This window comes from Pseudomonas sp. GW821-FHT07F01, assembly GCF_059418825.1.
Genome location: NZ_JBWKQO010000003.1, coordinates 226,857 through 247,893 on the forward strand (window position 1 = coordinate 226,857; position 21,037 = coordinate 247,893).

Annotated in this window: 20 protein-coding genes; 7 read left to right on the forward strand and 13 right to left on the reverse strand. The window is 65.4% G+C overall.

What is annotated here, in order from left to right:
- Positions 1 to 440: 440 nt before the first annotated feature.
- From AC07R1_RS11590 to aspA, 11 genes are all read right to left on the reverse strand, one after another.
- On the reverse strand, positions 441 to 1,457 hold the full coding sequence (locus AC07R1_RS11590; RefSeq protein WP_495110541.1) for a Rieske 2Fe-2S domain-containing protein: 1,017 nt from the start codon (positions 1,455 to 1,457) through the stop codon (positions 441 to 443).
- On the reverse strand, positions 1,454 to 2,593 hold the full coding sequence (locus AC07R1_RS11595; protein ID WP_495110542.1) for a hypothetical protein: 1,140 nt from the start codon (positions 2,591 to 2,593) through the stop codon (positions 1,454 to 1,456). The genes AC07R1_RS11590 and AC07R1_RS11595 overlap by 4 nt, the downstream gene beginning before the upstream one ends.
- Positions 2,590 to 3,744 carry an ATP-grasp domain-containing protein gene (locus tag AC07R1_RS11600; protein ID WP_495110543.1) on the reverse strand — a complete coding sequence of 385 codons (1,155 nt, stop codon included), beginning with the start codon at positions 3,742 to 3,744 and terminating at the stop codon, positions 2,590 to 2,592. The genes AC07R1_RS11595 and AC07R1_RS11600 overlap by 4 nt, the downstream gene beginning before the upstream one ends.
- Positions 3,732 to 5,090: a F390 synthetase-related protein gene (locus tag AC07R1_RS11605; protein WP_015637513.1), complete on the reverse strand. Its 1,359-nt coding sequence runs from the start codon at positions 5,088 to 5,090 to the stop codon at positions 3,732 to 3,734. Before AC07R1_RS11605 ends, AC07R1_RS11600 begins: the two co-directional genes overlap by 13 nt.
- Positions 5,080 to 5,934 (reverse strand): MBL fold metallo-hydrolase, encoded by an 855-nt coding sequence (locus AC07R1_RS11610; protein WP_011064299.1) that lies wholly within the window; start codon positions 5,932 to 5,934, stop codon positions 5,080 to 5,082. Before AC07R1_RS11610 ends, AC07R1_RS11605 begins: the two co-directional genes overlap by 11 nt.
- Complete coding sequence (locus AC07R1_RS11615) at positions 5,931 to 6,938, reverse strand: NAD-dependent epimerase/dehydratase family protein (protein ID WP_236203183.1); 1,008 nt, start codon at positions 6,936 to 6,938, stop codon at positions 5,931 to 5,933. The genes AC07R1_RS11610 and AC07R1_RS11615 overlap by 4 nt, the downstream gene beginning before the upstream one ends.
- Positions 6,938 to 7,957, reverse strand: coding sequence for a beta-ketoacyl-ACP synthase 3 (locus AC07R1_RS11620; RefSeq protein ID WP_495110544.1), 1,020 nt, complete (start codon positions 7,955 to 7,957; stop codon positions 6,938 to 6,940). The genes AC07R1_RS11615 and AC07R1_RS11620 overlap by 1 nt, the downstream gene beginning before the upstream one ends.
- 47 nt (positions 7,958 to 8,004) lie before the next feature.
- Complete coding sequence (locus tag AC07R1_RS11625) at positions 8,005 to 8,652, reverse strand: YcxB family protein (protein ID WP_475264519.1); 648 nt, start codon at positions 8,650 to 8,652, stop codon at positions 8,005 to 8,007.
- Positions 8,653 to 8,750: 98 nt separating this feature from the next.
- Positions 8,751 to 9,476: a hypothetical protein gene (locus tag AC07R1_RS11630; protein ID WP_495110545.1), complete on the reverse strand. Its 726-nt coding sequence runs from the start codon at positions 9,474 to 9,476 to the stop codon at positions 8,751 to 8,753.
- Positions 9,477 to 9,679: 203 nt separating this feature from the next.
- Positions 9,680 to 10,036, reverse strand: coding sequence for a DUF6124 family protein (locus tag AC07R1_RS11635; protein WP_495110546.1), 357 nt, complete (start codon positions 10,034 to 10,036; stop codon positions 9,680 to 9,682).
- 704 nt (positions 10,037 to 10,740) lie between these two features.
- Positions 10,741 to 12,165: an aspartate ammonia-lyase gene (gene aspA / locus AC07R1_RS11640; protein ID WP_041120431.1), complete on the reverse strand. Its 1,425-nt coding sequence runs from the start codon at positions 12,163 to 12,165 to the stop codon at positions 10,741 to 10,743.
- A gap of 181 nt (positions 12,166 to 12,346) precedes the next feature.
- Between aspA and AC07R1_RS11645 the strand changes: the two genes are divergently transcribed.
- The 5 genes from AC07R1_RS11645 (at position 12,347) to AC07R1_RS11665 (ending at position 16,292) form a co-directional block, all read left to right on the forward strand.
- Positions 12,347 to 13,261 carry a LysR substrate-binding domain-containing protein gene (locus AC07R1_RS11645; protein WP_011064292.1) on the forward strand — a complete coding sequence of 305 codons (915 nt, stop codon included), beginning with the start codon at positions 12,347 to 12,349 and terminating at the stop codon, positions 13,259 to 13,261.
- 417 nt (positions 13,262 to 13,678) lie between these two features.
- On the forward strand, positions 13,679 to 14,170 hold the full coding sequence (purE, locus tag AC07R1_RS11650) for a 5-(carboxyamino)imidazole ribonucleotide mutase (RefSeq protein ID WP_011064291.1): 492 nt from the start codon (positions 13,679 to 13,681) through the stop codon (positions 14,168 to 14,170).
- Between the two features lie 11 nt (positions 14,171 to 14,181).
- Positions 14,182 to 15,264, forward strand: a complete 1,083-nt coding sequence (locus tag AC07R1_RS11655) for a 5-(carboxyamino)imidazole ribonucleotide synthase (protein WP_495110547.1) — start codon at positions 14,182 to 14,184, stop codon at positions 15,262 to 15,264.
- Positions 15,265 to 15,372: 108 nt separating this feature from the next.
- Positions 15,373 to 15,618: a GlsB/YeaQ/YmgE family stress response membrane protein gene (locus tag AC07R1_RS11660; protein ID WP_011064289.1), complete on the forward strand. Its 246-nt coding sequence runs from the start codon at positions 15,373 to 15,375 to the stop codon at positions 15,616 to 15,618.
- 137 nt (positions 15,619 to 15,755) lie between these two features.
- On the forward strand, positions 15,756 to 16,292 hold the full coding sequence (locus tag AC07R1_RS11665) for a DUF3299 domain-containing protein (protein ID WP_011064288.1): 537 nt from the start codon (positions 15,756 to 15,758) through the stop codon (positions 16,290 to 16,292).
- Positions 16,293 to 16,396: 104 nt separating this feature from the next.
- Here the strand turns inward: AC07R1_RS11665 and AC07R1_RS11670 are convergent, their stop codons facing one another.
- Positions 16,397 to 17,296 carry a D-hexose-6-phosphate mutarotase gene (locus AC07R1_RS11670; RefSeq protein WP_015637503.1) on the reverse strand — a complete coding sequence of 300 codons (900 nt, stop codon included), beginning with the start codon at positions 17,294 to 17,296 and terminating at the stop codon, positions 16,397 to 16,399.
- Positions 17,297 to 17,354: 58 nt separating this feature from the next.
- Entirely contained in the window at positions 17,355 to 17,759 is a 405-nt protein-coding gene (locus tag AC07R1_RS11675) for an acyl-CoA thioesterase (protein WP_003229628.1), read from the reverse strand.
- A 394-nt stretch (positions 17,760 to 18,153) separates the two neighbouring features.
- Here AC07R1_RS11675 and AC07R1_RS11680 point away from each other — a divergent pair, with 394 nt between their 5' ends.
- Together AC07R1_RS11680 and AC07R1_RS11685 are read left to right on the forward strand one after the other, a co-directional pair.
- Positions 18,154 to 19,452 carry an MFS transporter gene (locus tag AC07R1_RS11680; RefSeq protein WP_019094638.1) on the forward strand — a complete coding sequence of 433 codons (1,299 nt, stop codon included), beginning with the start codon at positions 18,154 to 18,156 and terminating at the stop codon, positions 19,450 to 19,452.
- A 241-nt stretch (positions 19,453 to 19,693) separates the two neighbouring features.
- The gene (locus AC07R1_RS11685) at positions 19,694 to 20,677 is read left to right on the forward strand and encodes a phosphate ABC transporter substrate-binding protein PstS (protein WP_011064285.1); all 984 of its coding nucleotides are present in this window, start codon (positions 19,694 to 19,696) and stop codon (positions 20,675 to 20,677) included.
- The last annotated feature ends 360 nt before the right edge of the window (positions 20,678 to 21,037 follow it).

The window sequence follows — 21,037 nt, forward strand, 5'->3', positions numbered from 1 at the left end:
TGTAGGCAAAAGCAGAGCAGACGGAAACATTCTGTTACACCGCTGATTGCACGCACGGCAAAGCGGTGGGGCGATTGTTCGTCCCGGTTCTCTATTCGCGGGTTGTTATTAGTTCGGGTTTCCCGTGGGTTTGAGCCTCGTTACCGACGGCTGTCCACGTGAAGAGGGGGCGCACTATACCGGTGCGCGGGCTCGCCGTCTGCATGTAGCGCGTCGAGCCGAGGAACGGCAGGCTGTACGGGGGGCTGAATCGGTTCTTGCGAGGCCCCGCAAAACCCCGCGAACAGAGGCCCGCATCATCCCTTTGATATCGCTGCCAAGCCGTAGGAGCTGGCTTGCCAGCGAAGGGGCCCGTTTGAGCGGCGCCCGTCTTGAGGGCCTGTTCGCCGGCAAGCCGGCTCCTACGGACTCCTCGTAATATTCCTGCCGGCTCCTGCGATTCAGAGCAGGAACTCTTCATGCCGCTCCTGGAAATCCTTCAGCTCCCCGTGCTCCAGCAACTGTCGGATCCACGGCCCGAGCAGGTCCTGGGCGCCGTCCAGGGGTATCTGCCGGTGCCAGCGCAGCGGCACCCGGGCAAAGCGCTGCTGGTTGGCGCTGACCTGTTCGAGGATCTGCCGGTCCTGCTTGAGGATCACCTTGAACAAGGGCTGCAGCACAGCGCGCTTGAGCCAGCCCGGCAAGCGGCCGCGGGCCGTGGCGATGCGCGCGAACAGGCGCAGTTCGCCCTCGGCAGTCGGGGTCAGCCAGGCGCTGACCAGCAGGTTGAGCCGGCCCTGACGGTCGCGGTATTCGATTTCCGCCAACCCCGGCAGGCGAAAGCGCCCCATGCTGAGGCCGCGTTCGCCTTCGAACAGCCGCGATATCAGCCCGGATTGGGTGCCTTCTTCGCTGTACTGCGCTTCGACCCCGTCTTCGAGCTGATGCACCCAGGCACGAATCCGCTGGCGCTGGCGGTCGTGGCGGATCCAGCCGGCGTGCACGAAATGGGTGTGGAAGCCGTCGAGGAAGTTCTCCGCAGCGTCCTGCAAGCTGCACTGCACCCGGTCGCTGATCCAGAACACATCCAGGGCCTGGGCCTGCTCGGCGGCGGCCACCGGTGGGGCATTCGGCCGCTCGCTGGCGAGGCTGGCCCACACCAGCCCCTGGGCTTCGCAGCTGTGCAGCGGCTGCAACAAGGGCTGGCTGCACCGCTGCTGCTCCTGGCCGGGCAACTGAGTGCAGCGGCCCTGGGGGTCGAAGCGCCAGCCGTGGTAGGGGCACTGGAGCTGCCCGTCGCGCACCCGCCCGGCGCTCAGCGGCGCAAAGCGGTGGGGGCAGCGGTCCGGCAGCACCGCGGCAGCGCCGTCGGCATCGCGAAACAGCACCAGCGGTACGCCGTGCAGGGTGCAGGCCAGGGGCTGCTTGTGCAGCTGCCGGCTCAGGGCGACGGGCCACCAGCCCGAGTGACTGTTCACAGTTTGAGCTTCCTCATCAGCGGTACGCCGATCCGTTGCAGCAGCAGGCCCATCAGTTGCCACACCAGGCGCCGCGACCAGGGCAGGTGGGCGACGTGGATCAGGCTGTATTCGATTTCGGGCTGGCCGCCGCGCAGGCGCTTGAAGGCGGCGGCGCCGGAGCTGAAGTTGAGCACCTGACGACGGTTCACCGCTTCTTGCAGGCACAGCCTGGTCAGTTGCCGGTACAGGCCGGCGCGCTGGGGCAGGGCGGTGTCGTAGCCGACGATGGGGGTGCTGATCAGCGCGCTGTTGGCGAACCAGCCCAGGGCGCCGTCAATGCGCCCTTCGGCGTTGCGCAGGGCGCGCACATCCAGCCAGCCTTCGGCCTGCCCGCGTTGCAGCCATTGGGCGCTGTAGTGGGGGTTCAGGCGGCTGTATTTGTCCAGGTAGAGCAGGTTGTACAGCTGCTCGATGCGCTGGAAGTCGGCCTCGCTCAGCTCGCTGCCGGGCACCACCGTATAAGGGCTGCGGCGCAGCAGGGTGGCATCCAGGCGGGTGTTGTGGTGGCGCAGGAAGGCTGAATTTTCGCCCTCGCGGCCGTCGAACAGGTACACCTGACGGCTGGGAATTGCCAGGTAGCCCAGGGCTTGCAGGCGCTTGCGCAGTTCGAGGTTGCTGAAGTCGTTGAGCGAGCGAAAGCCAAAGCCGTGGTCGGGAAACTGCCGGCGCAGCAGTTCGGTGATCGCCGACAAATCCGAACCATCCCAATCGGCGGGGTAGAGGTTGGTCGACAGCAGCCAGTTGTTGACCTGCACCAGGCGGTCGACCTTGGCCGCGCTCAGCAACCGGTCCACGCCCTGGGTCAGCAGCTTCAAGGGCCAGGCCAGCCAGGGCCGTCTCAGGCGTTGGAGTTCTTCCCGGGCATAGCCGCTGTAGGCGGTTTGCGGAGAGACCACGTAACAGTTATCCACAGGGTCGTGGCCGTGGTTGATGCTCACCGGGAACTGCTGGCGGCCGGTGTCCAGCAGGGCCAGGGCGGTGCTGACATTGCCGATCAGCGCGCCGCCGGCGCAGGTGCGCACGTACTGCCGGGCGTGGCTGTCGCCAATGCTCGGGGGCTCAAGGGCCAGTTGCTCGGGCAGCAACAGTTTCATCGGCGCGGCGCTCCCAGGGGCTGGCCGTTCCACTCGATATCGGCGGTGGAGGCGGCCAGCAGCCCGCAACGGCGGGTCAGGGCGCGGCCGATGATCTCGCTCAGGCTCAGCAGCTGGGCGGTCAGCGGGCCGCGATCGCCGTCCTGGACGATCACGTCCCGGGCTTGTTGGTAGTCGTGCCAGAACGTGCAGCTCAAGGCCCGTTGCGGCGCCGCCAGAAGCAGCATGGCCAGGGCGATCATCCGGGGTTCCAGGGTCGCCTCCAGCGCTGCGTCGGCTTCGCTGCCCAGCGCCGCTACCAACTGCACGCGCTGGTCGTCGAACAGGTGCACGCCGCTGGTGGCCCTGGGGTTGCACTCCAGGACATGGAAGCGGCCCTGGCGGTCCTCGATGAAGTCAAAACCCACTTGCCCGGTGTAGCCGGTGGCCCGGCCGAACTGCTCCAGAAACGCACGGATCGGCGCCGGGGCGCAGCTGTGGAAGTAGATCCCCGAGCCGCGCCCAACCCGGTAGCGCGGCTGATAGCTGCTGTGGGCGCGCAACTGGCCGTCCACCAGCACGCTGAAGCTGCAGTACTCCTGGCCGGGGACAAAACGCTGGGCCACCCAGGGCGCATCGCTACTGGGGCGGACCTTGGCCAGTTGCGCCGGGCTCGGGCGGATCAGGGTCTGGGAGGCGAAGCGCGAATAGGCCGGCTTGAACACCAGGGCATCGTGCTCTGCCGCCAGTGCTTGCAACGCGGCCGGGTCATGCAGCACCCGGGTCGGCGGCGCGGCCACGTCCCAGCCCTGGGTCATGGCAGCAAAATCGCCCTTGTGATGCAGGCGGTGCAGCAGCTCGAAGTCGCTGGTGAACACCCGACACAAAGGCCGCAAGCGCTCCAGGCCGTGGGCCAGGTAGAACACCTCTTCACAGGTCGGCAGCAGCAGGTCGATGGCCTGTTGGCGGATGACCCCCGCCAGGGCTTCGATCCAGGCCTCGGGGTCGTGGCGGGGTTCCGGCAGGCGCACGAAGTGCTCGGCGGCGCGGCTGAACCGGCTCAGGGGCTGGGCCAGGGAGTCGGCCACGGTTACCGTCCAGCCGGCTTGGCTAAAGGCCCGGGCCCACTCCAGGCAGGCCGGGGCCCGGGCGCCGAGAATCAATACACGCATGGCAGTCCCTCGGGTAGTTGCAGCATCAGCAGACGGCGTCTTTTTGTTTGTGGCGGTGGTGCCTGCCAGTGGCCGAAGCTCAGCTGCGGCGCCTGCAGCCCTTGTTGCGCGCAGAGTTCGGCCAGGGCTTCGCTCAAGCGCTGGCACAGCCCGTGGTAGTCGCCCGAGGTACGCAGGTTGGCCTGCCAGAGCAGCCCGCGCTGGTGAATCTGGTATTCCTCCAGTTCCGCCCCCAGCATCAGCAGGGCCCGGCGCAATACGTCAGGGTAGAGCGGTGCCAGCTGCTGGCCGTCGAGCCGGGGCAGCCAGAGGATCTCGTCGGCCCGGCCTTCCACCGCGGCAATCGCCCGCTCCGCACGGCCACAGGGGCAGGGCGCGCTGGCCACCCGCAGAATGTCGTTGAGGCGATAACGCACGATCAGCTGCGTACGCCGGGAAAAGTCGGTGATGATCGGCTGGAAGCGCGTGCGCTCAGGGTCCAGCCATTGCGGCTCGATGTGCAGGTGGCTTTCATTCAGGTGCAGGGTGCCGGCCTCGCAGGTGTAGCCGAGGAAGCCTTCGCTGGCCTGATAGATCTGCTGCGGCTTGCGCCCGAAGGCTTGCTGGACCAGCTCGGCGTCGGTGCTTTCCAGCACTTCGGCCACCGACAGGATGTGCCGTGGGCGGATCGTCAGCTGCCCGGCCAGGGCCGCCTGGGCCAGCCCCCGCAGCACCGTGGCCGGGGCCACCAGCACGTCCGGGTTCTGCTGGTTGAGGCGTTGCAGGGACGCGGCCAGGCCCAGGGTCAGGTCATGAAAGGCGAAGTCGATGCGGCGGCTGGCCAGGGTGGTGTACAGGCGGCTGTTGGCCCGCAGGAAGAAGGCGATCCGCAGCGGCGCCAGCCAGGGGCACAGCAGCCGTGGCAGCAGGGCCCGGGGCAGGGTGCGCGCCAGCAGGATGCCGGCCCAGCGCTGGCGTTCCACGCTGCTGACCAGGAACACCCCCTGGGCCCCCGAGGTGCCGCTGGACAGGCCCACGGTGATGTCCCCCAGGGTCGGGCTGAAGTCCCGGGAACGCTCGGCCTGCAGGGCCACCGGCAACACCTGCTCCAGGCTCAGGGCGCGGGTGTTGAAGGCGGCGAAGTCGCTCATCAGGGCGGCTTTGTCCATGAGCGGCAAGCTGTGCAGGCCGTCTTGGGTCAGCCCGTTGAAGCGCTGGCCACGGGGCAGGACTTTGGCCATGAAGTGCCGCAGGCGCCGGGCCTGCCAGGCTTCCAGCCGCTCACGGCGGCGAAAGCGCAGGGCGTAGCGGCTGAACACGAATGAACCGATGCTGCGCAGAGTGCCCAGCAGGCGCTCACTGTTCATTGGCGAACGCCTCCCAGGCCTGGGTGCAATGGGACGGCAGCACCGCCACCGCCGGTTCGCGGCGAATCAGCTGGCCCAGGCCGCTGTAGGTGCGCACGTATTGCTGACGGTCGGCGCTGGCAAACCACAGTGCCGGTGCAGCGGGCAGGCGCTCGGCGCGGCAGGCCGGCACCGACCAGCAGGCATCGGCCACCAGGAACACCGGCCGGCCCTGGGCGTCGGGGATGAACAGGCCCAGCTGGCCGGCGCTGTGCCCCGGCAGCGGCACGCCGATCAGGCTGCCATCGCCGAACAGGTCCAGGCCCTGCTCGAAGGGCGCCATCCAGCTTGGCAGCGCACAGTTGGGGCTGGCTTCGGCCAGGCGCAGGCGGGCGCTGAAGTCGTCCGGCAGCAAGCCCGGCAGATGGCCGCCAAGGGTGGCGCGCCAACGCTGGCCGCGCAGGCTGTCGATATGCCGGTAATCGGCTTCCAGGGCGATAAAGCGCGCATTGGCAAAATCCCGCAGCCCGGCGATATGGTCGGCGTGGAAGTGGGAAATGATCACATGGCGGATATCCCCCGGGCCAATGCCCAGCTCATGCAGCTGCGCCCCCAACTGCTCGACCACCGGCAACTGCACCGGCACTGCGCTGCGGTACAGGCGCTCGGGCAGGGCGCGGGTGGCCTGGAAGAAGTGCTCGGCGTAGCCGGTGTCGTACAAAATCCAGCCGTGCTCCGGGTGCTGGATCAGCCCGCACAGTGCCGGAAATTGCACCGGCGCCAGGCGCCCGCCACGGTCGGCCATGCATTCCAGGTGCTGGCACCAGCCGGCCCGGAGGATCTTCAAGCTCACGCTGCGGCTCATGCTCGTTGCCTCTGCTGGGCCAGCCACCATTGGGCGTGCTGGGCGATGCCCTGGTCCTGGGTGATCACCGGGTGGTAGCCCAGCTCGCGCTGGATGGCGCTGATGTCCAGGGTCTGACTGAAGGCCAGGACGCCTGCGCCGTAGCGGGTGATCAAGGGTTCGGCGCCGTTGCCCAGCCGTGCCTTGAGCTCCAGCAGGCGCGCCACGCCATGCACCAGGGGCCAGGGCAGGCGACGGGTGCGCAGCGGCAGGCGGAAGTGCTCGGCCATCTGTTGCAGCAGGTCCTTGAAGGCCAGGGGTGTGCCGTTGCTCAGGTTGTAGACGCACAGCGGGCGCGGCAGGGGCCGGGTCAGGGCCAGCCACACCGCGTGCACCAGATTGTCGACGCAGGTCAGGTCCAGCTGTGCCTGGCCGCCGCGCATCAGCGGAATCGCCCCCCGTTGCATCACCCGCAGCAGGCGCGGCATCAGGGTTGCGTCCCAGGGGCCGAACACCGCCCGGGGGCGCAGGATCACGCATTCGGGCAGCTTGGCGTCTGCCAGCAGGGTTTCGGCCTGGGCCTTGCTGCGGGCGTAGTCATTCACCGGTGGTGGCAGCGGCTGGTCTTCGCGGATGCCCAGGCGATCACTGAAGTTGAAATACAGGCTGGGGGTGGAGATATGCACCAGCCGCGGGATGCGGTTCTTGCCGCAGGCGTGGATCACCTCGGCGGTGGAGTCGAGGTTGGCCCGGGCAAACGCTTGGGGCGAACCCCAGGGTGAAGACAAGGCGGCGCAATGCACGATGGCGTCATGCTCGCGGCTGGCATCGGCCAGCAGGCGTTTGGCCAGCGGGCTGCCGTGCTCCAGGGGCAGCCAGCGCACGGGCGCCGGGCTGTGGGCAATGACTTGCGCCGCCGCCTCGGGGTTGCGCCCGCTGAACTGCACCTCGCAGCCTTCGGCGGCCAGCTTCCAGACCAGATGCCGTCCGATAAAACCGGTGCCGCCGGTGACCAGGATCTTCATCAGTACTCCAGGATCATGCCGCCGAGGGACAGGCCCGCGCCGGTGCCGATCAGCATCAGGGTTTGTCCGCGTTGAATGCGCCCGTCGCGCACCGCGATGTCCAGAGCGGTGGGCAGGGACGCCGCCACCTGATTGCCATGCTGGGCAAAGATATCGATGACTTTCTCCGGCCCCAGGCTCAGGCGTTTGGCCGCATGCTGCATGGCCTGTTGGCTGGCTTGATGGGGGATGATCCAGTCGATCTGCGCAAGGGACAGCGCGGCTTGCTGCAGCAAATCGTCCATCAGTTCGGGAAGGTGCTTGGCCGCTAGGCGGAACACGCCCTTGCCCTGCATGGTGAAACTGGTCAGGGGCTCGAACGGCACCTCGATGCGCCGCGGATGAAAGCGCGAACCGCCGGCGGGGATCTGGCACAGCGCGGCGCCTTCGGCGTAGGTCCTGAGGCGCGAGGCGAGGATCTTCGGGCCGCCGTCGCCCGCTTCCAGCACCACCGCTGCCGCACCGTCGCCGAAGATGCCGCAGACTTCCACCTGCTGCCAGTCCAGGCCGCAGGAGGCGATGTCGGCGCACACCAGCAGCACGCGCCGGTAATGCCCGGCCTGGATCGGCCAGGACAGGGTGTCCAGGGCGGCAATAAAGCCCAGGCAACTGGCGTTGATGTCCATGGCCGGAATGCCTGACTGGCCCAGGCCCAGCTCCCGTTGCAGCAGAGCGGCGTTGCAGGGCATGCCCTGGTCCATGGTGCCGCTGGCGCAGACGATCAGGTCCAACTGATCCAGCGCCAGGCCCGCCGCTTGCAGGGCCTGGCGCGCGGCGCTGGCGCCGAGGCTGGCGGCGGTGTCCGCAGGGTCGGCGACGTGGCGCTGCTGCACTCCGCTGATGCGCGCCACGCTGCCGGTTTCCAGGCCGAGCTGGCGGTCCAGCTCGGCACTGGTGACCACCCGCTGCGGCAGGGCGTGGCCGGTGCCGAGGATGGCCAGGGCGCGGGCCGGGCGAGGGGAGGACGCTGATGTGTGCATGCAAATTCCGTGTGTGTGGGCGTCGGGGCTGGCGTTGAGAGAGGTGGTTAGTGCGCTGGCAGTGCCGCCGGGCATTGGCTCAGGAAGGCTTGCAGCCCCTGCTGGTAGGCCTCGGTGGGCATCAGGTCAGTGTGTTTGGCGATGAAGCAGGCCACGCCTTGACGCTCCATATCGGCGTCCGCCACGAGGTAGAAGTCGGGAATTTCCTGCACGCTTGCGATCTGCTTCCAGGCCAGGCTGCTCTGACCTCCGCGGGTGTTGAGCAGGGTGAAGCCCTGGTCGTCGAAGTTCAGGCAATAGGTGCCTTCGACGGCCCGCAACCGGGTTTCGATCAGGCGCTGACTCAACCCGCGCAGCGGCGCTTGGGGCTTGATTGGGGTGGCGGCAATCCGGGCTTGCAGGTGCTTGATCCAGCGCCCGGAAAAGCGCCACCACAGGGGGATGAAGATCAAGGCGAACGCCACCATGGCGATGACCTTCTCCGGGGTGAAGGTTCGCTCGGGGAAATAGATCGACAGGCAGCCGCCAATCAGACACAGGGCGAACATCACGGGACCGATCAAGCGGCTTTGCCACCGGGCAAATGTGCTCATGGCCCGGACATGCTGCTGATCATCCTTGAGCAATTCCTGCTTCAGCGGTTCGGCAATCCAGGCTTCGGTGTGGGCGGGGGTGATGCGGTAGTGCAATTCCATGGGGGCTGAATCCGAGGTCCGTGTTCGGTGAGGGCGGCAGTCTACCGGCTTCTGGGGTGTGTTGAGCAGCGGCGTGTGCGCCAACGCCAAGCGGCTGTTCAGGCTGGAAACTGCTCCAGATGTTGCTCCACCCACTGGTACAGGCGCTCGTCCAGCTGCGGCCGCTGCTGGTTGAAGTGGTCCTGGCAGCGGTTGAAGAACGGGTCCTGGTTGATGCGCATGGCCAGCTCGACGGGGCCTTCGCTCCCGGCGTGGGCGGCTCGTAGCTGCTGCTGGCGCTGATCGGCCTGCTCCAAGGTTTCCGCTAGGGTATCGAGTTGCAGGTGGCGCAATTGGGCAATGGCCTGGGGCAGGTGAAAGTGCAGGGCGCTGTCGAAACCTTCCCAGCCCTCATAGGCCAGCCATTCGTGCAGGATCATGAAGCTGCGTGGGGCCGGGGCCAGTTGCTCCAGTCGCTGGAAATCCAGCCAGTACTGGCGCGGCACCTGCTCGGCGGTTTCGATGGCCTGGGCAATCAGGTCCAGGGCCTGGCCCTTGTCCCGGTGATGCTTGCGCAGGATGCGCTGGGTCAGGGTGAAGCGCGCTTCTTCTAGAGCGTGCAGGGCGCGGTTCAGGTCGTAACCGGCGGCGTGCAGCTGTTCCCGGGCGTGCTCGGCGGGCAGGCCGGATTTGTCTACCAGCACCTGCAACAGCTCGGCTTTGTAGAGCTCGGCGGCTTGCTGCGGATTATTGGCGCAGCGGGCGAGCAGGGCCTGGGCATGGCGCAGGCCGATGGGGATCAGCTTGCGTAGCTGTTGCAGGGCTTGGGTGTGCGTCGGGTCCATCGACTGCGGTGCCTCGGGGATGGCGGATGTTTGGGAGGAGCGATTATCCACCTTGGGCGATGGATTGTGCTGGTTTAAAACAAGGGCCCCATGACGTTCGCAAGACCTGTAGGAGCCGGCTTGCCGGCGAAGGCGTCGGCCGGGATGCCGGTGAAGGCAGGGCAGGCCTCTTCGCTGGCAAGCCAGCTCCTACGGGGCGGTGTTTAGGCGGGGCCGGGGCGGGCGCCGTCGAGCAGGGCGTCCACCACGGCGCGGGCCATTTCCACGGAATGCACCATGGACCAGATCAGCCCGCGCTCGATGCCGCTGGCCCGTTCGGTGATTTCATCGGACACCTCTTCGGCGCATTTGAGCAGCAAGGAAACGTGCATCAGCGCGTCTTCGGCATTCACCAGGGGCTCTACGGCGAACAGCGGATGGCCCTGGGCGTCGCGCAGGCCGAAGGGGCGATGGCGGGTGCCGTGCAAGGCAGCCAGCAGGTTGGCGTAGGCGCGGTCCAGCTCCGGGTCGCGGCGCGGATGAGCGGTGGGCAAGGGTGGATCGGGGACGAGCTTTTTCATGAGACTGGTTCCTTTAGCAATTTAAGAAACCGCCGGATCTCACTTCCACATGAGAGGGTGGCAGCCGTGCGCAGGTGTGGAAGACCGGGCTAAAGGAACCGGCGCACCCGAGGGTGCCCTACGCACAGCCGCCATAAATCGAGTTCACCCTAGCCGCATCGGCAAGGGTGTTCGAATGAGACAACTGCACGTCCTTTATCCCAGACTTCCACATCCGGGCCGCTGATTTGGCAGCGGCACCGGGAGACTGCCTGATCGTTCGAAGGGGTACAAGGCGCTCAAAGGCGTGGGGGATTCTCTCGGATTTGCCCTACAAAACAAAGCGAAACGGCTCCAGCGCTGGGCGGCATTCCCTGATCAATCGGCTAATGGGCAGGGGGTGATAGGGGCTTTGTTGAGTGTACGAGTGGGGTAGGCCAGCCAGAGTGTGCTGGCAGGTTTTGCGGCCCCTGCGGTGCCGTTCGCAGCCTCGCGGGCTCGGCAGCGGCTACAAATGAGGTCGCGGGCGCAGTTCAGGTGGGGTGGTGTAGCCGCTGCCGCAGGCTGCGATCGGCCGCGAAGCGGGCGCGGCGATTTCAAAGGCAGGAGAAAAAACCGCAGGCAAAAAAAAGGGCCTGGAGACGAAGCTCCAAGCCCTCAAAAGGTGAGAGGTGTCTAGTCCCTCAACCTGGTGAGCGGTGTTGCATGTTTCGGTGTCGCGGCGGTTAGGCTTTCAGCGGAACCAGGCGCGGGGCAATCATGTTTTCCGGACGCAGGATGTCGTCGAGCATGGCGTCGTCCAGCAGGCCTTCTTCGCGCACCAGTTCCAGTACGCCACGGCCACTTTCCAGGGCGATGCGGGCGATACGGGTGGCGTTTTCATAGCCGATGTACGGGTTCAGCGCGGTGACCAGGCCGATGGAGTGCTCCACCAGTTCGCGGCAACGGGTTTCGTTGGCGGTGATGCCGGTGATGCAGTGCTCGCGCAGCATGTCCATGGCGCGTTGCAGCAGGCGGATCGAGTCGAAGATCTTGAAGGCGATCAGCGGCTCCATCACGTTCAGTTGCAGCTGGCCGCCTTCGGCCGCGATGGTCAGGGCCAGGTCGTTGCCGATGATCTGGAACGCCACTTGGTTGACCGCTTCCGGGATGACCGGGTTGACCTTGCCGGGCATGATCGAGCTGCCGGGCTGACGCGCTGGCAGGTTGATTTCGTTGATGCCGGTGCGTGGGCCGCTGGACAGCAAACGCAGGTCGTTGCAGATCTTCGACAGCTTGACCGCCGTGCGCTTGAGCATGCCGGAGAACAGCACGAAGGCGCCCATGTCGGAGGTGGCTTCGATCAGGTCGGCGGCCGGTACCAGCGGCTGGCCGCTGATGGTGGCCAGGCGTTGTACGGCCAGGTGCTGGTAGCGCGGGTCGGCGTTGATGCCGGTGCCGATGGCGGTGCCGCCCAGGTTGACTTCGGTCAGCACTTCCGGCGCCAGGGTCTTCAGGCGAGCCAGGTCTTCACCCAGGGTGGTGGCGAAGGCGTGGAATTCCTGGCCGAGGGTCATCGGCACGGCGTCTTGCAGCTGGGTACGGCCCATCTTCAGGACGTGGCTGAATTCCTGGCCCTTGGCGGCGAACGCCTGGATCAGGCTGTCGAGGCTGGCCAGCAGCGCATCGTGACCCAGCAGCAGACCCAGGCGGATCGCGGTCGGGTAGGCGTCGTTGGTGGACTGCGCCATGTTCACGTCGTTGTTCGGGTGCAGGTACTGGTATTCGCCCTTGCTGTGGCCCATGGCCTCCAGCGCGATGTTGGCGATGACTTCGTTGGCATTCATGTTGGTCGAAGTGCCAGCGCCGCCTTGAATCATGTCCACCACGAACTCTTCGTGGAAGTCGCCGCGGATCAGGCGGGCACAAGCCTCGCTGATGGCTGCATGCTTGGCTTCGCTCAGATGACCCAGTTCGCGGTTGGCGTCAGCAGCTGCCTGCTTGACCATTGCCAGGGCCACGACCAGTTTTGGGTAGTGCGAAATCGGAACGCCGGAGAGGCGGAAGTTGTTCACCGCTCGCAGGGTCTGGATGCCGTAATACGCTTGAGCCGGTACTTCGAGTACGCCAAGCAGGTCTTTTTCTGTGCGGAAAGATGCAGCGGAGGACATGACGGAGATCATCTCGGTAGGGACCCGGTCTGTGCCGGGAACGCTGCGAATCCTAGGCCGAAGGGATTTTTTGGGCCAATGCTGTTAAACACTGGGCTATGCATATTCGGCATAATGCCGGTGTGACGCCGGGTTGCCGGCGAGCGTGTGACCTAAAATGGTGCGTGTCCGGGAGGACGTGATGAATCTGGAAAGCAAATGGCTCGAGGACTTCAGTGCCCTGGCCGCCACCCGCAGCTTTTCCCAGGCTGCCGAGCGACGTTTCGTGACCCAGCCGGCCTTCAGCCGGCGGATCCGCAGCCTGGAAGCGGCCCTGGGCCTGACCCTGGTCAACCGCTCGCGCACGCCGGTGGAGCTGACGGCAGCGGGGCAGTTGTTCCTGGTGACCGCGCGCACCGTGGTCGAACAGCTCGGCGAGGTGGTGCGTCACCTGCACCACCTGGAAGGCGGGCAGGGCGAGGTGATGCAGGTGGCGGCTGCCCACTCCCTGGCGTTGGGTTTCTTCCCGCGCTGGATCGCCCAACTGCGCAACGAAGGGCTGAACATCGCCACGCGGCTGGTGGCCACCAACGTCGGTGATGCGGTGCACGCCCTGCGCGAAGGCGGCTGCGACCTGATGCTGGCCTTCTATGACCCGGACGCGGCCTTGCAGATGGACTCGGAAATCTTCCCCTCGCTGCACCTGGGGCACACCGAGATGCTCCCGGTGTGCGCCGCCGATGCCCAGGGCAAGCCGCTGTTCGACCTGGAAGGCGAGGCCAGCGTGCCGTTGCTGGCGTACAGCGCCGGGGCTTTCCTCGGGCGTTCGGTGAACCTGCTGCTGCGCCAGCGCAACCTGCGTTTCACCACGGTTTATGAGACCGCCATGGCCGACAGCCTCAAGAGCATGGCCCTGGAAGGCCTGGGCATTGCCTGGGTGCCGCAACTGAGCGTGCGCGCCGAGCTGGCCCGGGGCGAGCTGGTGGTCTGCGGCGGGGCGCAATGGCATGTGCCGCTGGAGATTCGCCTGTACCGCTGCGCCCTGGTGCGCAAGGCCAACGTACGCTTGCTCTGGCGCAAGCTGGAAGGCGCTGCCGCGCAAGCTGCGGCCACGTAGGAGCCGGCTTGCCGGCGAAGGCGTCGGTCGGGAGGGTGGTGATCGCAGGGCGGGCCTCTTCGCTGGCAAGCCAGCTCCTACGGGAGATAGGCGCAGGTTTTTTTGTAGCAGCCGGCTTGCCGGCGAAGGCGTCGGCCGGGAGGGCGGTGATCGCAGGGTGGGCCTGTTCACTGGCAAGCCAGCGCCTGCGAGGGGGGGGCGGGATTGACCTTGGAGTCAATAAAACCGGGGTTTTGCGCCGGAAATACTTTGTTTTGCAGATGGTCGGCGAAAGTGCGTTTAACGCGCCTTTTTCGGTATACTGCGCGGCCTTCGGCCGGTTCGCCTGGCCATAATTCGTACAATTTAAGCCACGCATTTCGCGTGGCTTGTTGTTTTTGACGCGCCTGCGGGCGCCCAGAGAGAAGAGGCACGACGATGAGTGCACTGGTTGGCGTGATCATGGGCTCCAAGTCCGATTGGTCCACCCTTAGCCACACCGCCGATATGCTGGAAAAGCTCGGCATCCCTTACGAGGTGAAGGTGGTTTCCGCACACCGCACCCCGGACCTGCTGTTCCAGTACGCCGATGAGGCTGAGGCGCGAGGCATCGAGGTGATCATCGCCGGTGCCGGCGGCGCGGCGCACCTGCCGGGCATGTGCGCGGCCAAGACCCACCTGCCGGTGCTGGGCGTGCCGGTGCAGTCGTCGATGCTCTCAGGCGTGGATTCGCTGCTGTCCATCGTGCAGATGCCGGCCGGCATCCCCGTGGCCACCCTGGCCATCGGCAAGGCCGGCGCGATCAACGCGGCGCTGCTCTCGGCGAGCATCCTGGGCGCCAAGCACCCGCAGTTCCACGCGGTGCTGAAAAAATTCCGTGCTGAACAGACAGACAGCGTCCTGGACAATCCAGACCCGCGCGTCGCCTGAGGTTGTTGACGATGAAGATCGGTGTAATCGGTGGCGGCCAGCTGGGCCGCATGTTGGCCCTGGCGGGGACTCCGCTGGGAATGAACTTCGCTTTCCTCGACCCGGCGCCGGACGCCTGTGCCGCCGCCCTCGGTGAACACCTGCGGGCCGACTACGGGGACCAGGACCACCTGCGCCAGCTGGCCGATGAAGTGGACCTGGTGACCTTCGAATTCGAGAGCGTGCCGGCGGAAACCGTGGCCTTCCTCTCGCAGTTCGTGCCGGTCTACCCGAGCGCCGAAGCCCTGCGCATCGCCCGCGATCGCTGGTTCGAGAAGAGCATGTTCAAGGACCTGGGGATTCCTACTCCGGAGTTCGCCGACATCCAGTCCCAGGCGGATCTCGACGCCGCCGTGGCGCGCATCGGCCTGCCGGCCGTGCTCAAGACCCGCACCCTGGGTTACGACGGCAAGGGCCAGAAGGTCCTGCGCAGCGCCGCCGACGTCGAAGGCACCTTCGCCGAACTGGGCAGCGTGCCTTGCCTGCTGGAAGGCTTCGTGCCCTTCACCGGTGAAGTCTCGCTGATTGCCGTGCGCGCCCGTGACGGTGAAACCCGTTTCTACCCGCTGGTGCACAACACTCACGACAGCGGCATCCTGCGCCTGTCGGTGGCCAGTAGCGACCACCCGTTGCAGGCCCTGGCCGAGGACTACTCCAGCCGCGTGCTCAAGCAGTTGGATTACGTCGGCGTAATGGCTTTCGAGTTCTTCGAAGTGGACGGCGGCCTCAAGGCCAACGAGATCGCTCCGCGGGTGCACAACTCCGGGCACTGGACCACCGAAGGCGCCGAGTGCAGCCAGTTCGAAAACCACCTGCGGGCGGTGGCCGGCCTGCCCCTGGGCTCCACGGCCAAGGTCGGTGAGAGCGCCATGATCAACTTCATCGGCGAAGTGCCACCGGTGGACCAAGTCATCGCCATCGACGACTGCCACCTGCATCACTACGGCAAGGCCTTCAAGGTCGGTCGCAAGGTCGGCCACGCCAACCTGCGCTGCGCCGATCAGGCGACCCTGCAAGCGCAGATCCTCAAGGTGCAAGCGCTGATCGCCGAGTAACAAATCCTCCGGCTGGCGGGAACCTTCGTTTCCCGCCGTTCTCTGATAGCAGGATGCCAAAGTGCTGGCTAGGCTTTGGCTTGATCCCCCCCTTACAGAGGAACAGCCATGGGCATTATTGGAACCATTTTCATCGGCTTGATCGTTGGTCTGCTGGCGCGCTTCCTCAAACCGGGAGACGACAGCATGGGCTGGATCATGACCATCCTGCTGGGTATCGGCGGTTCGCTGGCGGCCACTTATGGCGGCCAGGCGCTGGGTATCTACCAGGCTGGCCAGGGCGCCGGTTTCATCGGTGCACTGGTGGGCGCGATCGTCCTGCTGGTGATCTACGGCTTCGTCAAGAAGAGCTGAACCACGCTACAAGCCCCCTCTGCCGTCCGCGCGGAGGGGAGCCTTTTTCTTCATCTGAAACTTCAACGCATCTGACGGTCTGGGCACTAGAATGCCCGGGTTTTCCCGTCCTTCCCTTTTGACCGAGCCACCCTCACATGCGCCGTCTTCTATTGACCTTTGTTCTGCTGGGCTGCGGCCTGGCCCAGGCTGGCGAACTGCCGGAAACCGATTGGCTGGAGCTGATGCCCAAGTCGGACCAGAAGGCCCTGGAGCAGATGCCGGAAATCGACCACAACTCCCCGGAAGCCAATGGCACCTTCACCGAAAAGGGCGGCCTGAAGCAGAGCAAGGGGTTGCCGGCGGTGATGTATTCCACCAAGACCGTGCCGGCCATGAATGACAAGCAGATCCGCATCGGCGGTTATCCGGTGCCGCTGGAAGCCGATGCCAAGGGGCGCAGCACGCTGTTCTTCCTGGTGCCGTACCCGGGCGCCTGCATCCACGTGCCGCCACCGCCGCCCAACCAGCTGGTGCTGGTGCGCTTTCCCAAGGGCTTGAAGCTGGACGACATCTACACGCCGCTGTGGGTGACCGGCACCCTGAAGATCGAAAAGGTCAGCAACGACCTGGCCGATGCCGCCTATGCCCTGGATGCGGCGAAGGTGCGGGTGGTCAAGGAATCGGATCTCTGAAGCGGCGCATTTGAACGCCGCTGAACGGTAGGAGCCGGCTTGCCGGCGAACGCGGTCTTGAGGGCCTCTTCGCTGGCAAGCCAGCTCCTACGGGGCAGGTGGAGTCAGAGCGGGGCGGCGCTGATGCTGACGCTCAGGGTGTGGCTGGCGCCCGGGGCCAGGGTGACGATGTCGTCCATCACGTTGGCGGTCTCGATGCACAGCATGCGCTGCCAGCCGTCGTCGGCCATGTCGCTGAATTGGGCAGCGCGGTCGATCCAGGGGTTCCAGATCACCGCGGTGCGCGAGCCTTCGCTGCGCAGGCGGATCCGTCGTTGCCAGTCCGGATCGACGATCTCCAGCTGCGCCGGGGCGTTCAGGTAGATGCGGTCGGTCTCGCCGGTAAAGTGCAGGCTGCCGCTCTGGACCTTGGTCTTCCAGTCTTCCAGGGTCTCGATGTAGCTCAGCCCGTCCACGCCTTCGACCTGCACCTGGCGCACATCGCTGACCGCGAAGTAGCTGTGCAGCGCCTGGCTGATGCTCACGCTTTCAGTGCCCAGGTTGTGGCTGCTGAGGCTGATGTGCAGTTGCTGGTCGAGGCGGATGCTCAGGCGCGGTTCCACTTGATGGGGCCAGCCGGGAAAACCACCCGCGGGGCAGGGCAGGCGCAGCTCCACCAGCAGGCTGTCGCCCTGGCTTTCGATGCCCAGCAGTTCCCAGTCGGTGGCCCGCACCAGGCCGTGGGCCGGCGCCGGGTCAGTGCCTTGGCGCATGGCCTGCACCGCCTGCGGGTTGCGGGCAAAGTTGCCGAACCAGGGCCAGCACACCGGCACCCCGGCGCGGATGCTCTTGCCGCGCTTGAACACGGCCTCGTCGTTGAGCCAGATCAGCGGCTGTTGCCCGGCCACTTGATAACTGAGGATGTGCGCGCCCTGCTGGGCCACCAGCAGTTCGGCGTCACCGTGGCGGATGCGCCAGCAGTTCAGTTCATCCAGTTTTACCGTTTCGACCTGGGGCGTAGGCATGCTGCTGTTCTCGTTCGCAAGGTGTGGGCTGCTATGGACCGCAGAACGGTCATCAGGTTTAGCGCGCGCGCGGCGGAACCGAGCGGGTGCGGCCACTGCCATCGATGGCGACGAATACGAACACCGCCTCGGTGACCTTGCGCCATTCGCTGGACAGCGGGTCGTCGCTCCACACTTCCACCATCATCTGGATCGAGCTGCGGCCGATCTCCAGGGTCTGGGTGTAGAAGGACAGCTGCGCGCCCACCGCCACCGGCACCAGGAACGCCATGCGGTCGATGGCCACCGTGGCCACCCGGCCGCCGGCCACGCGGCTGGCCATGGCGGTGCCCGCCAGGTCCATCTGCGCGACCAGCCAGCCGCCGAAAATATCGCCAAAGCCGTTGGTTTCACGGGGCAGTGCGGTGATTTGCAAGGCCAGGTCGCCTTGCGGGATTGGATCTTCTTGTTCGAGTTCTATCATGCCGGGGGGCCTCTGACCCGTGACGCTTCATGGGTACTTCAGGTGAATAGCCGTCTTCAGGAAAAACGATTCAGCCCGAACATACTACGTTCGTCACGTTCTTTCTAAGGCGTGCTAAAGGGAAACTCTGCGAAATCGACTGGCGCTGGCCAGGGCCAGGGGCGCGCAGCAGCGTTTTCGCACAGCAACCCTTGCCAGAAGCGGCTTTGCGCTTCGAGGTCTGCGAGTATATCGGTCGATAGACTCCGCGACGACCCGTCCAGTTCGCAAATTTGTGAGTCATTTGTGCGCCGCTGTGTACGCATTCGAACAATTTGCTATCGTGCCGAACCTGCCAGGCCCCAACCAGCGCTGTTGCGGCTTCCAGAACCGACTAATAAGAGAAGCCCTTGCCATGACCACTGTGCCCTCGAGCGCCGCGCAGCCTGCGCAACCCGCCCGTCCGCTGACCCGTAGTGACTACAAGACATTGTCCCTGTCTGCCCTGGGCGGGGCGCTGGAGTTCTACGACTTCATCATCTTCGTGTTCTTTGCCACCGTGGTCGGCAAGCTGTTCTTCCCGGCGGACATGCCCGAGTGGCTGCGCCTGATGCAGACCTTCGGGATCTTCGCGGCCGGTTACCTGGCGCGGCCCCTGGGCGGGATCGTCATGGCCCACTTTGGCGACCTGCTGGGGCGCAAGAAGATGTTCACCCTGAGCATCTTCATGATGGCGGTGCCGACCCTGATCATGGGCCTGTTGCCGACCTACGCGCAGATCGGCATGTGGGCGCCGATCCTGCTGTTGCTGATGCGGGTGATCCAGGGGGCGGCCATCGGTGGTGAAGTGCCCGGGGCCTGGGTGTTCGTTTCCGAACACGTGCCCCAGCGGCATATCGGCTATGCCTGCGGCACCCTCACCTCGGGCCTGACTGCCGGGATTCTCCTGGGGTCGCTGGTGGCCACTGCGATCAACAGCATCTATACCCCGGTGGAAGTGGCGGATTACGCCTGGCGGATCCCGTTCCTGCTGGGTGGGGTGTTCGGCCTGTTCTCGGTGTACCTGCGCCGCCTGCTCCACGAAACCCCGGTGTTCGCCGAACTGCAACTGCGCAAGGCCCTGGCCGAGGAACTGCCGCTGCGCACGGTGCTGCGTGATCACCGCGGGGCGATCGTGATTTCCATGCTGCTGACCTGGCTGCTGTCCGCCGGGATCATCGTGGTGATCCTGATGACCCCCACCGTGCTGCAGACCGTCTATAAATTCCCGGCCATCACCGCCCTGGAGGCCAACAGCCTGGCCATTATCTTCCTGAGCCTGGGCTGCGTGGCCTCGGGTGCCCTGGCGGACCGATTCGGTGCGGGCAAGGTGTTCGTGTTCGGCAGCGCCTTGTTGCTGGTCACTTCCTGGACCTTCTATCACGGCCTGCTGGACAACCCGCAGTGGCTGTTCCCGCTGTATGCCCTGACCGGCCTGTTCGTCGGCACCATCGGTGCGGTGCCTTATGTGATGGTCAAGGCGTTCCCGGCAGTGGTGCGCTTCAGCGGCCTGTCGTTTTCCTACAACCTGGCGTACGCGATCTTCGGTGGCCTGACGCCGATGGTGGTTACCTGGCTGCTCAAGGAAAGCCCCATGGGCCCGGCCTATTATGTTGCAATTATTTGCGGCATCGGCCTGCTGGTGGGGCTGTACCTGTGGGCCAAGGGCCGCTGACCACCACCCTGTAGCCGCTGCCGTAGGCCCTGCTGTGCGCTGAAGGGCGCCGCGACCCTGCGGATCGATCGCAGCCTGCGGCAGCGGCTACAGAGGTTTTTATCGCCGAACAAAGAAAGGCCAGCTTCCGTTCAGGAATGCTGGCCTTTCATCTAATTGTCATATTCCGGACATAGAGTGTTCACACGGCCTACAGATACTTGGCCCCGACTTAACACACCCTATCTGCTAGGAGTAAGGCATGAAACTGAAGCGTTTGATGGCGGCAATGACCTTTGTCGCCGCTGGCGTTGCGACTGCCCACGCGGTTGCCGCTGTTGACCCTGCTATCCCGAGCTACACCAAGACCACTGGTGTGTCGGGCAACCTGTCCAGCGTCGGTTCCGATACCTTGGCGAACCTGATGACCCTGTGGGCCGAGAACTACAAAAAGGAATACCCGAACGTCAACATTCAGATTCAGGCCGCCGGCTCCGCCACCGCGCCACCCGCGCTGACCGAAGGCACCTCCAACCTGGGCCCTATGAGCCGCAAGATGAAGGACACGGAACTGGCGGCCTTCGAGCAGAAGTACGGCTACAAGCCAACCGCTATCCCGGTGGCCGTGGACGCCCTGGCCGTGTTCGTGCACAAGGACAACCCGATCCAGCACCTGACCATGGAACAGGTCGACGCGATCTTCTCCTCGACTCGTCTGTGCGGCGCCAAGGAAGAAGTGAAGACCTGGGGCGACCTGGGCGTGAAAGGCGACCTGGCCAACAAGCCGGTTCAGCTGTTCGGTCGCAACTCGGTATCCGGCACCTACGGCTACTTCAAGGAAGAAGCCCTGTGCAAAGGCGACTACAAGCCTAACGTCAACGAACAGCCTGGTTCGGCGTCGGTGGTGCAATCCATCAGCTCCTCGCTGAACGGCATCGGCTACTCGGGCATCGGCTACAAGACCGCCAGCGTGAAGACCGTGGCCCTGGCCAAGAAAGGCAGCACCGACTTCATCGAAGACACCGAAGAAAACGCCCTGAACGGCAAGTACCCGCTGTCGCGCTTCCTCTACGTCTACGTCAACAAGGCCCCGAACAAGCCTCTGGCCCCGCTGGAAGCCGAGTTCGTGAAACTGGTCCTGTCCAAACAAGGCCAGGAAGTGGTCGTCAAAGACGGCTACATCCCACTGCCAGCCAAGGTGGCCGCCAAGGCACTGGCTGACCTGGGCCTGAAAGAAGGCGCATAAGCCGCCTCCGAAGGTCCGGGCTCCCCGGACCTTCTCGTTTTCGTAGGAGCTGGCCGGGCGGCGTTCCGCTTGCCAGGCAAAGCGCCCGAAATGGCGACCCAGGCTCAAGGCTGGTTCGTCGGCCTGCCGGCTCCTGCAACCTCATTTTCTGTCCGCTGCCGGCCCTGCCATGCGGCGGATTTGTTGCGTCACTGCATTGTCATCTTTCTGTCATACAGGATCGCTAGGGTGTGCGCATGAATGATCTGGCCAACTCCACCATGACTACGACTTCTCCCCCCAAGCGCATTGACTTCAATACGCCTGAACTGCAACGCAAGCGCCGCATCCGCGCGCTCAAAGACCGCCTGACCCGTTGGT

Coding starts and splice junctions, on each gene's coding strand:
- AC07R1_RS11595 (WP_495110542.1), bottom strand. CDS start 2,593: ATGAAACTGTTGCTGCCCGAGCAACTGGCCCTTGAGCCCCCGAGCATT.
- AC07R1_RS11600 (WP_495110543.1), bottom strand. CDS start 3,744: ATGCGTGTATTGATTCTCGGCGCCCGGGCCCCGGCCTGCCTGGAGTGG.
- AC07R1_RS11605 (WP_015637513.1), bottom strand. CDS start 5,090: ATGAACAGTGAGCGCCTGCTGGGCACTCTGCGCAGCATCGGTTCATTC.
- AC07R1_RS11610 (WP_011064299.1), bottom strand. CDS start 5,934: ATGAGCCGCAGCGTGAGCTTGAAGATCCTCCGGGCCGGCTGGTGCCAG.
- AC07R1_RS11615 (WP_236203183.1), bottom strand. CDS start 6,938: ATGAAGATCCTGGTCACCGGCGGCACCGGTTTTATCGGACGGCATCTG.
- AC07R1_RS11620 (WP_495110544.1), bottom strand. CDS start 7,957: ATGCACACATCAGCGTCCTCCCCTCGCCCGGCCCGCGCCCTGGCCATC.
- AC07R1_RS11625 (WP_475264519.1), bottom strand. CDS start 8,652: ATGGAATTGCACTACCGCATCACCCCCGCCCACACCGAAGCCTGGATT.
- AC07R1_RS11630 (WP_495110545.1), bottom strand. CDS start 9,476: ATGGACCCGACGCACACCCAAGCCCTGCAACAGCTACGCAAGCTGATC.
- AC07R1_RS11635 (WP_495110546.1), bottom strand. CDS start 10,036: ATGAAAAAGCTCGTCCCCGATCCACCCTTGCCCACCGCTCATCCGCGC.
- aspA (WP_041120431.1), bottom strand. CDS start 12,165: ATGTCCTCCGCTGCATCTTTCCGCACAGAAAAAGACCTGCTTGGCGTA.
- AC07R1_RS11645 (WP_011064292.1), top strand. CDS start 12,347: ATGAATCTGGAAAGCAAATGGCTCGAGGACTTCAGTGCCCTGGCCGCC.
- purE (WP_011064291.1), top strand. CDS start 13,679: ATGAGTGCACTGGTTGGCGTGATCATGGGCTCCAAGTCCGATTGGTCC.
- AC07R1_RS11655 (WP_495110547.1), top strand. CDS start 14,182: ATGAAGATCGGTGTAATCGGTGGCGGCCAGCTGGGCCGCATGTTGGCC.
- AC07R1_RS11660 (WP_011064289.1), top strand. CDS start 15,373: ATGGGCATTATTGGAACCATTTTCATCGGCTTGATCGTTGGTCTGCTG.
- AC07R1_RS11665 (WP_011064288.1), top strand. CDS start 15,756: ATGCGCCGTCTTCTATTGACCTTTGTTCTGCTGGGCTGCGGCCTGGCC.
- AC07R1_RS11670 (WP_015637503.1), bottom strand. CDS start 17,296: ATGCCTACGCCCCAGGTCGAAACGGTAAAACTGGATGAACTGAACTGC.
- AC07R1_RS11675 (WP_003229628.1), bottom strand. CDS start 17,759: ATGATAGAACTCGAACAAGAAGATCCAATCCCGCAAGGCGACCTGGCC.
- AC07R1_RS11680 (WP_019094638.1), top strand. CDS start 18,154: ATGACCACTGTGCCCTCGAGCGCCGCGCAGCCTGCGCAACCCGCCCGT.
- AC07R1_RS11685 (WP_011064285.1), top strand. CDS start 19,694: ATGAAACTGAAGCGTTTGATGGCGGCAATGACCTTTGTCGCCGCTGGC.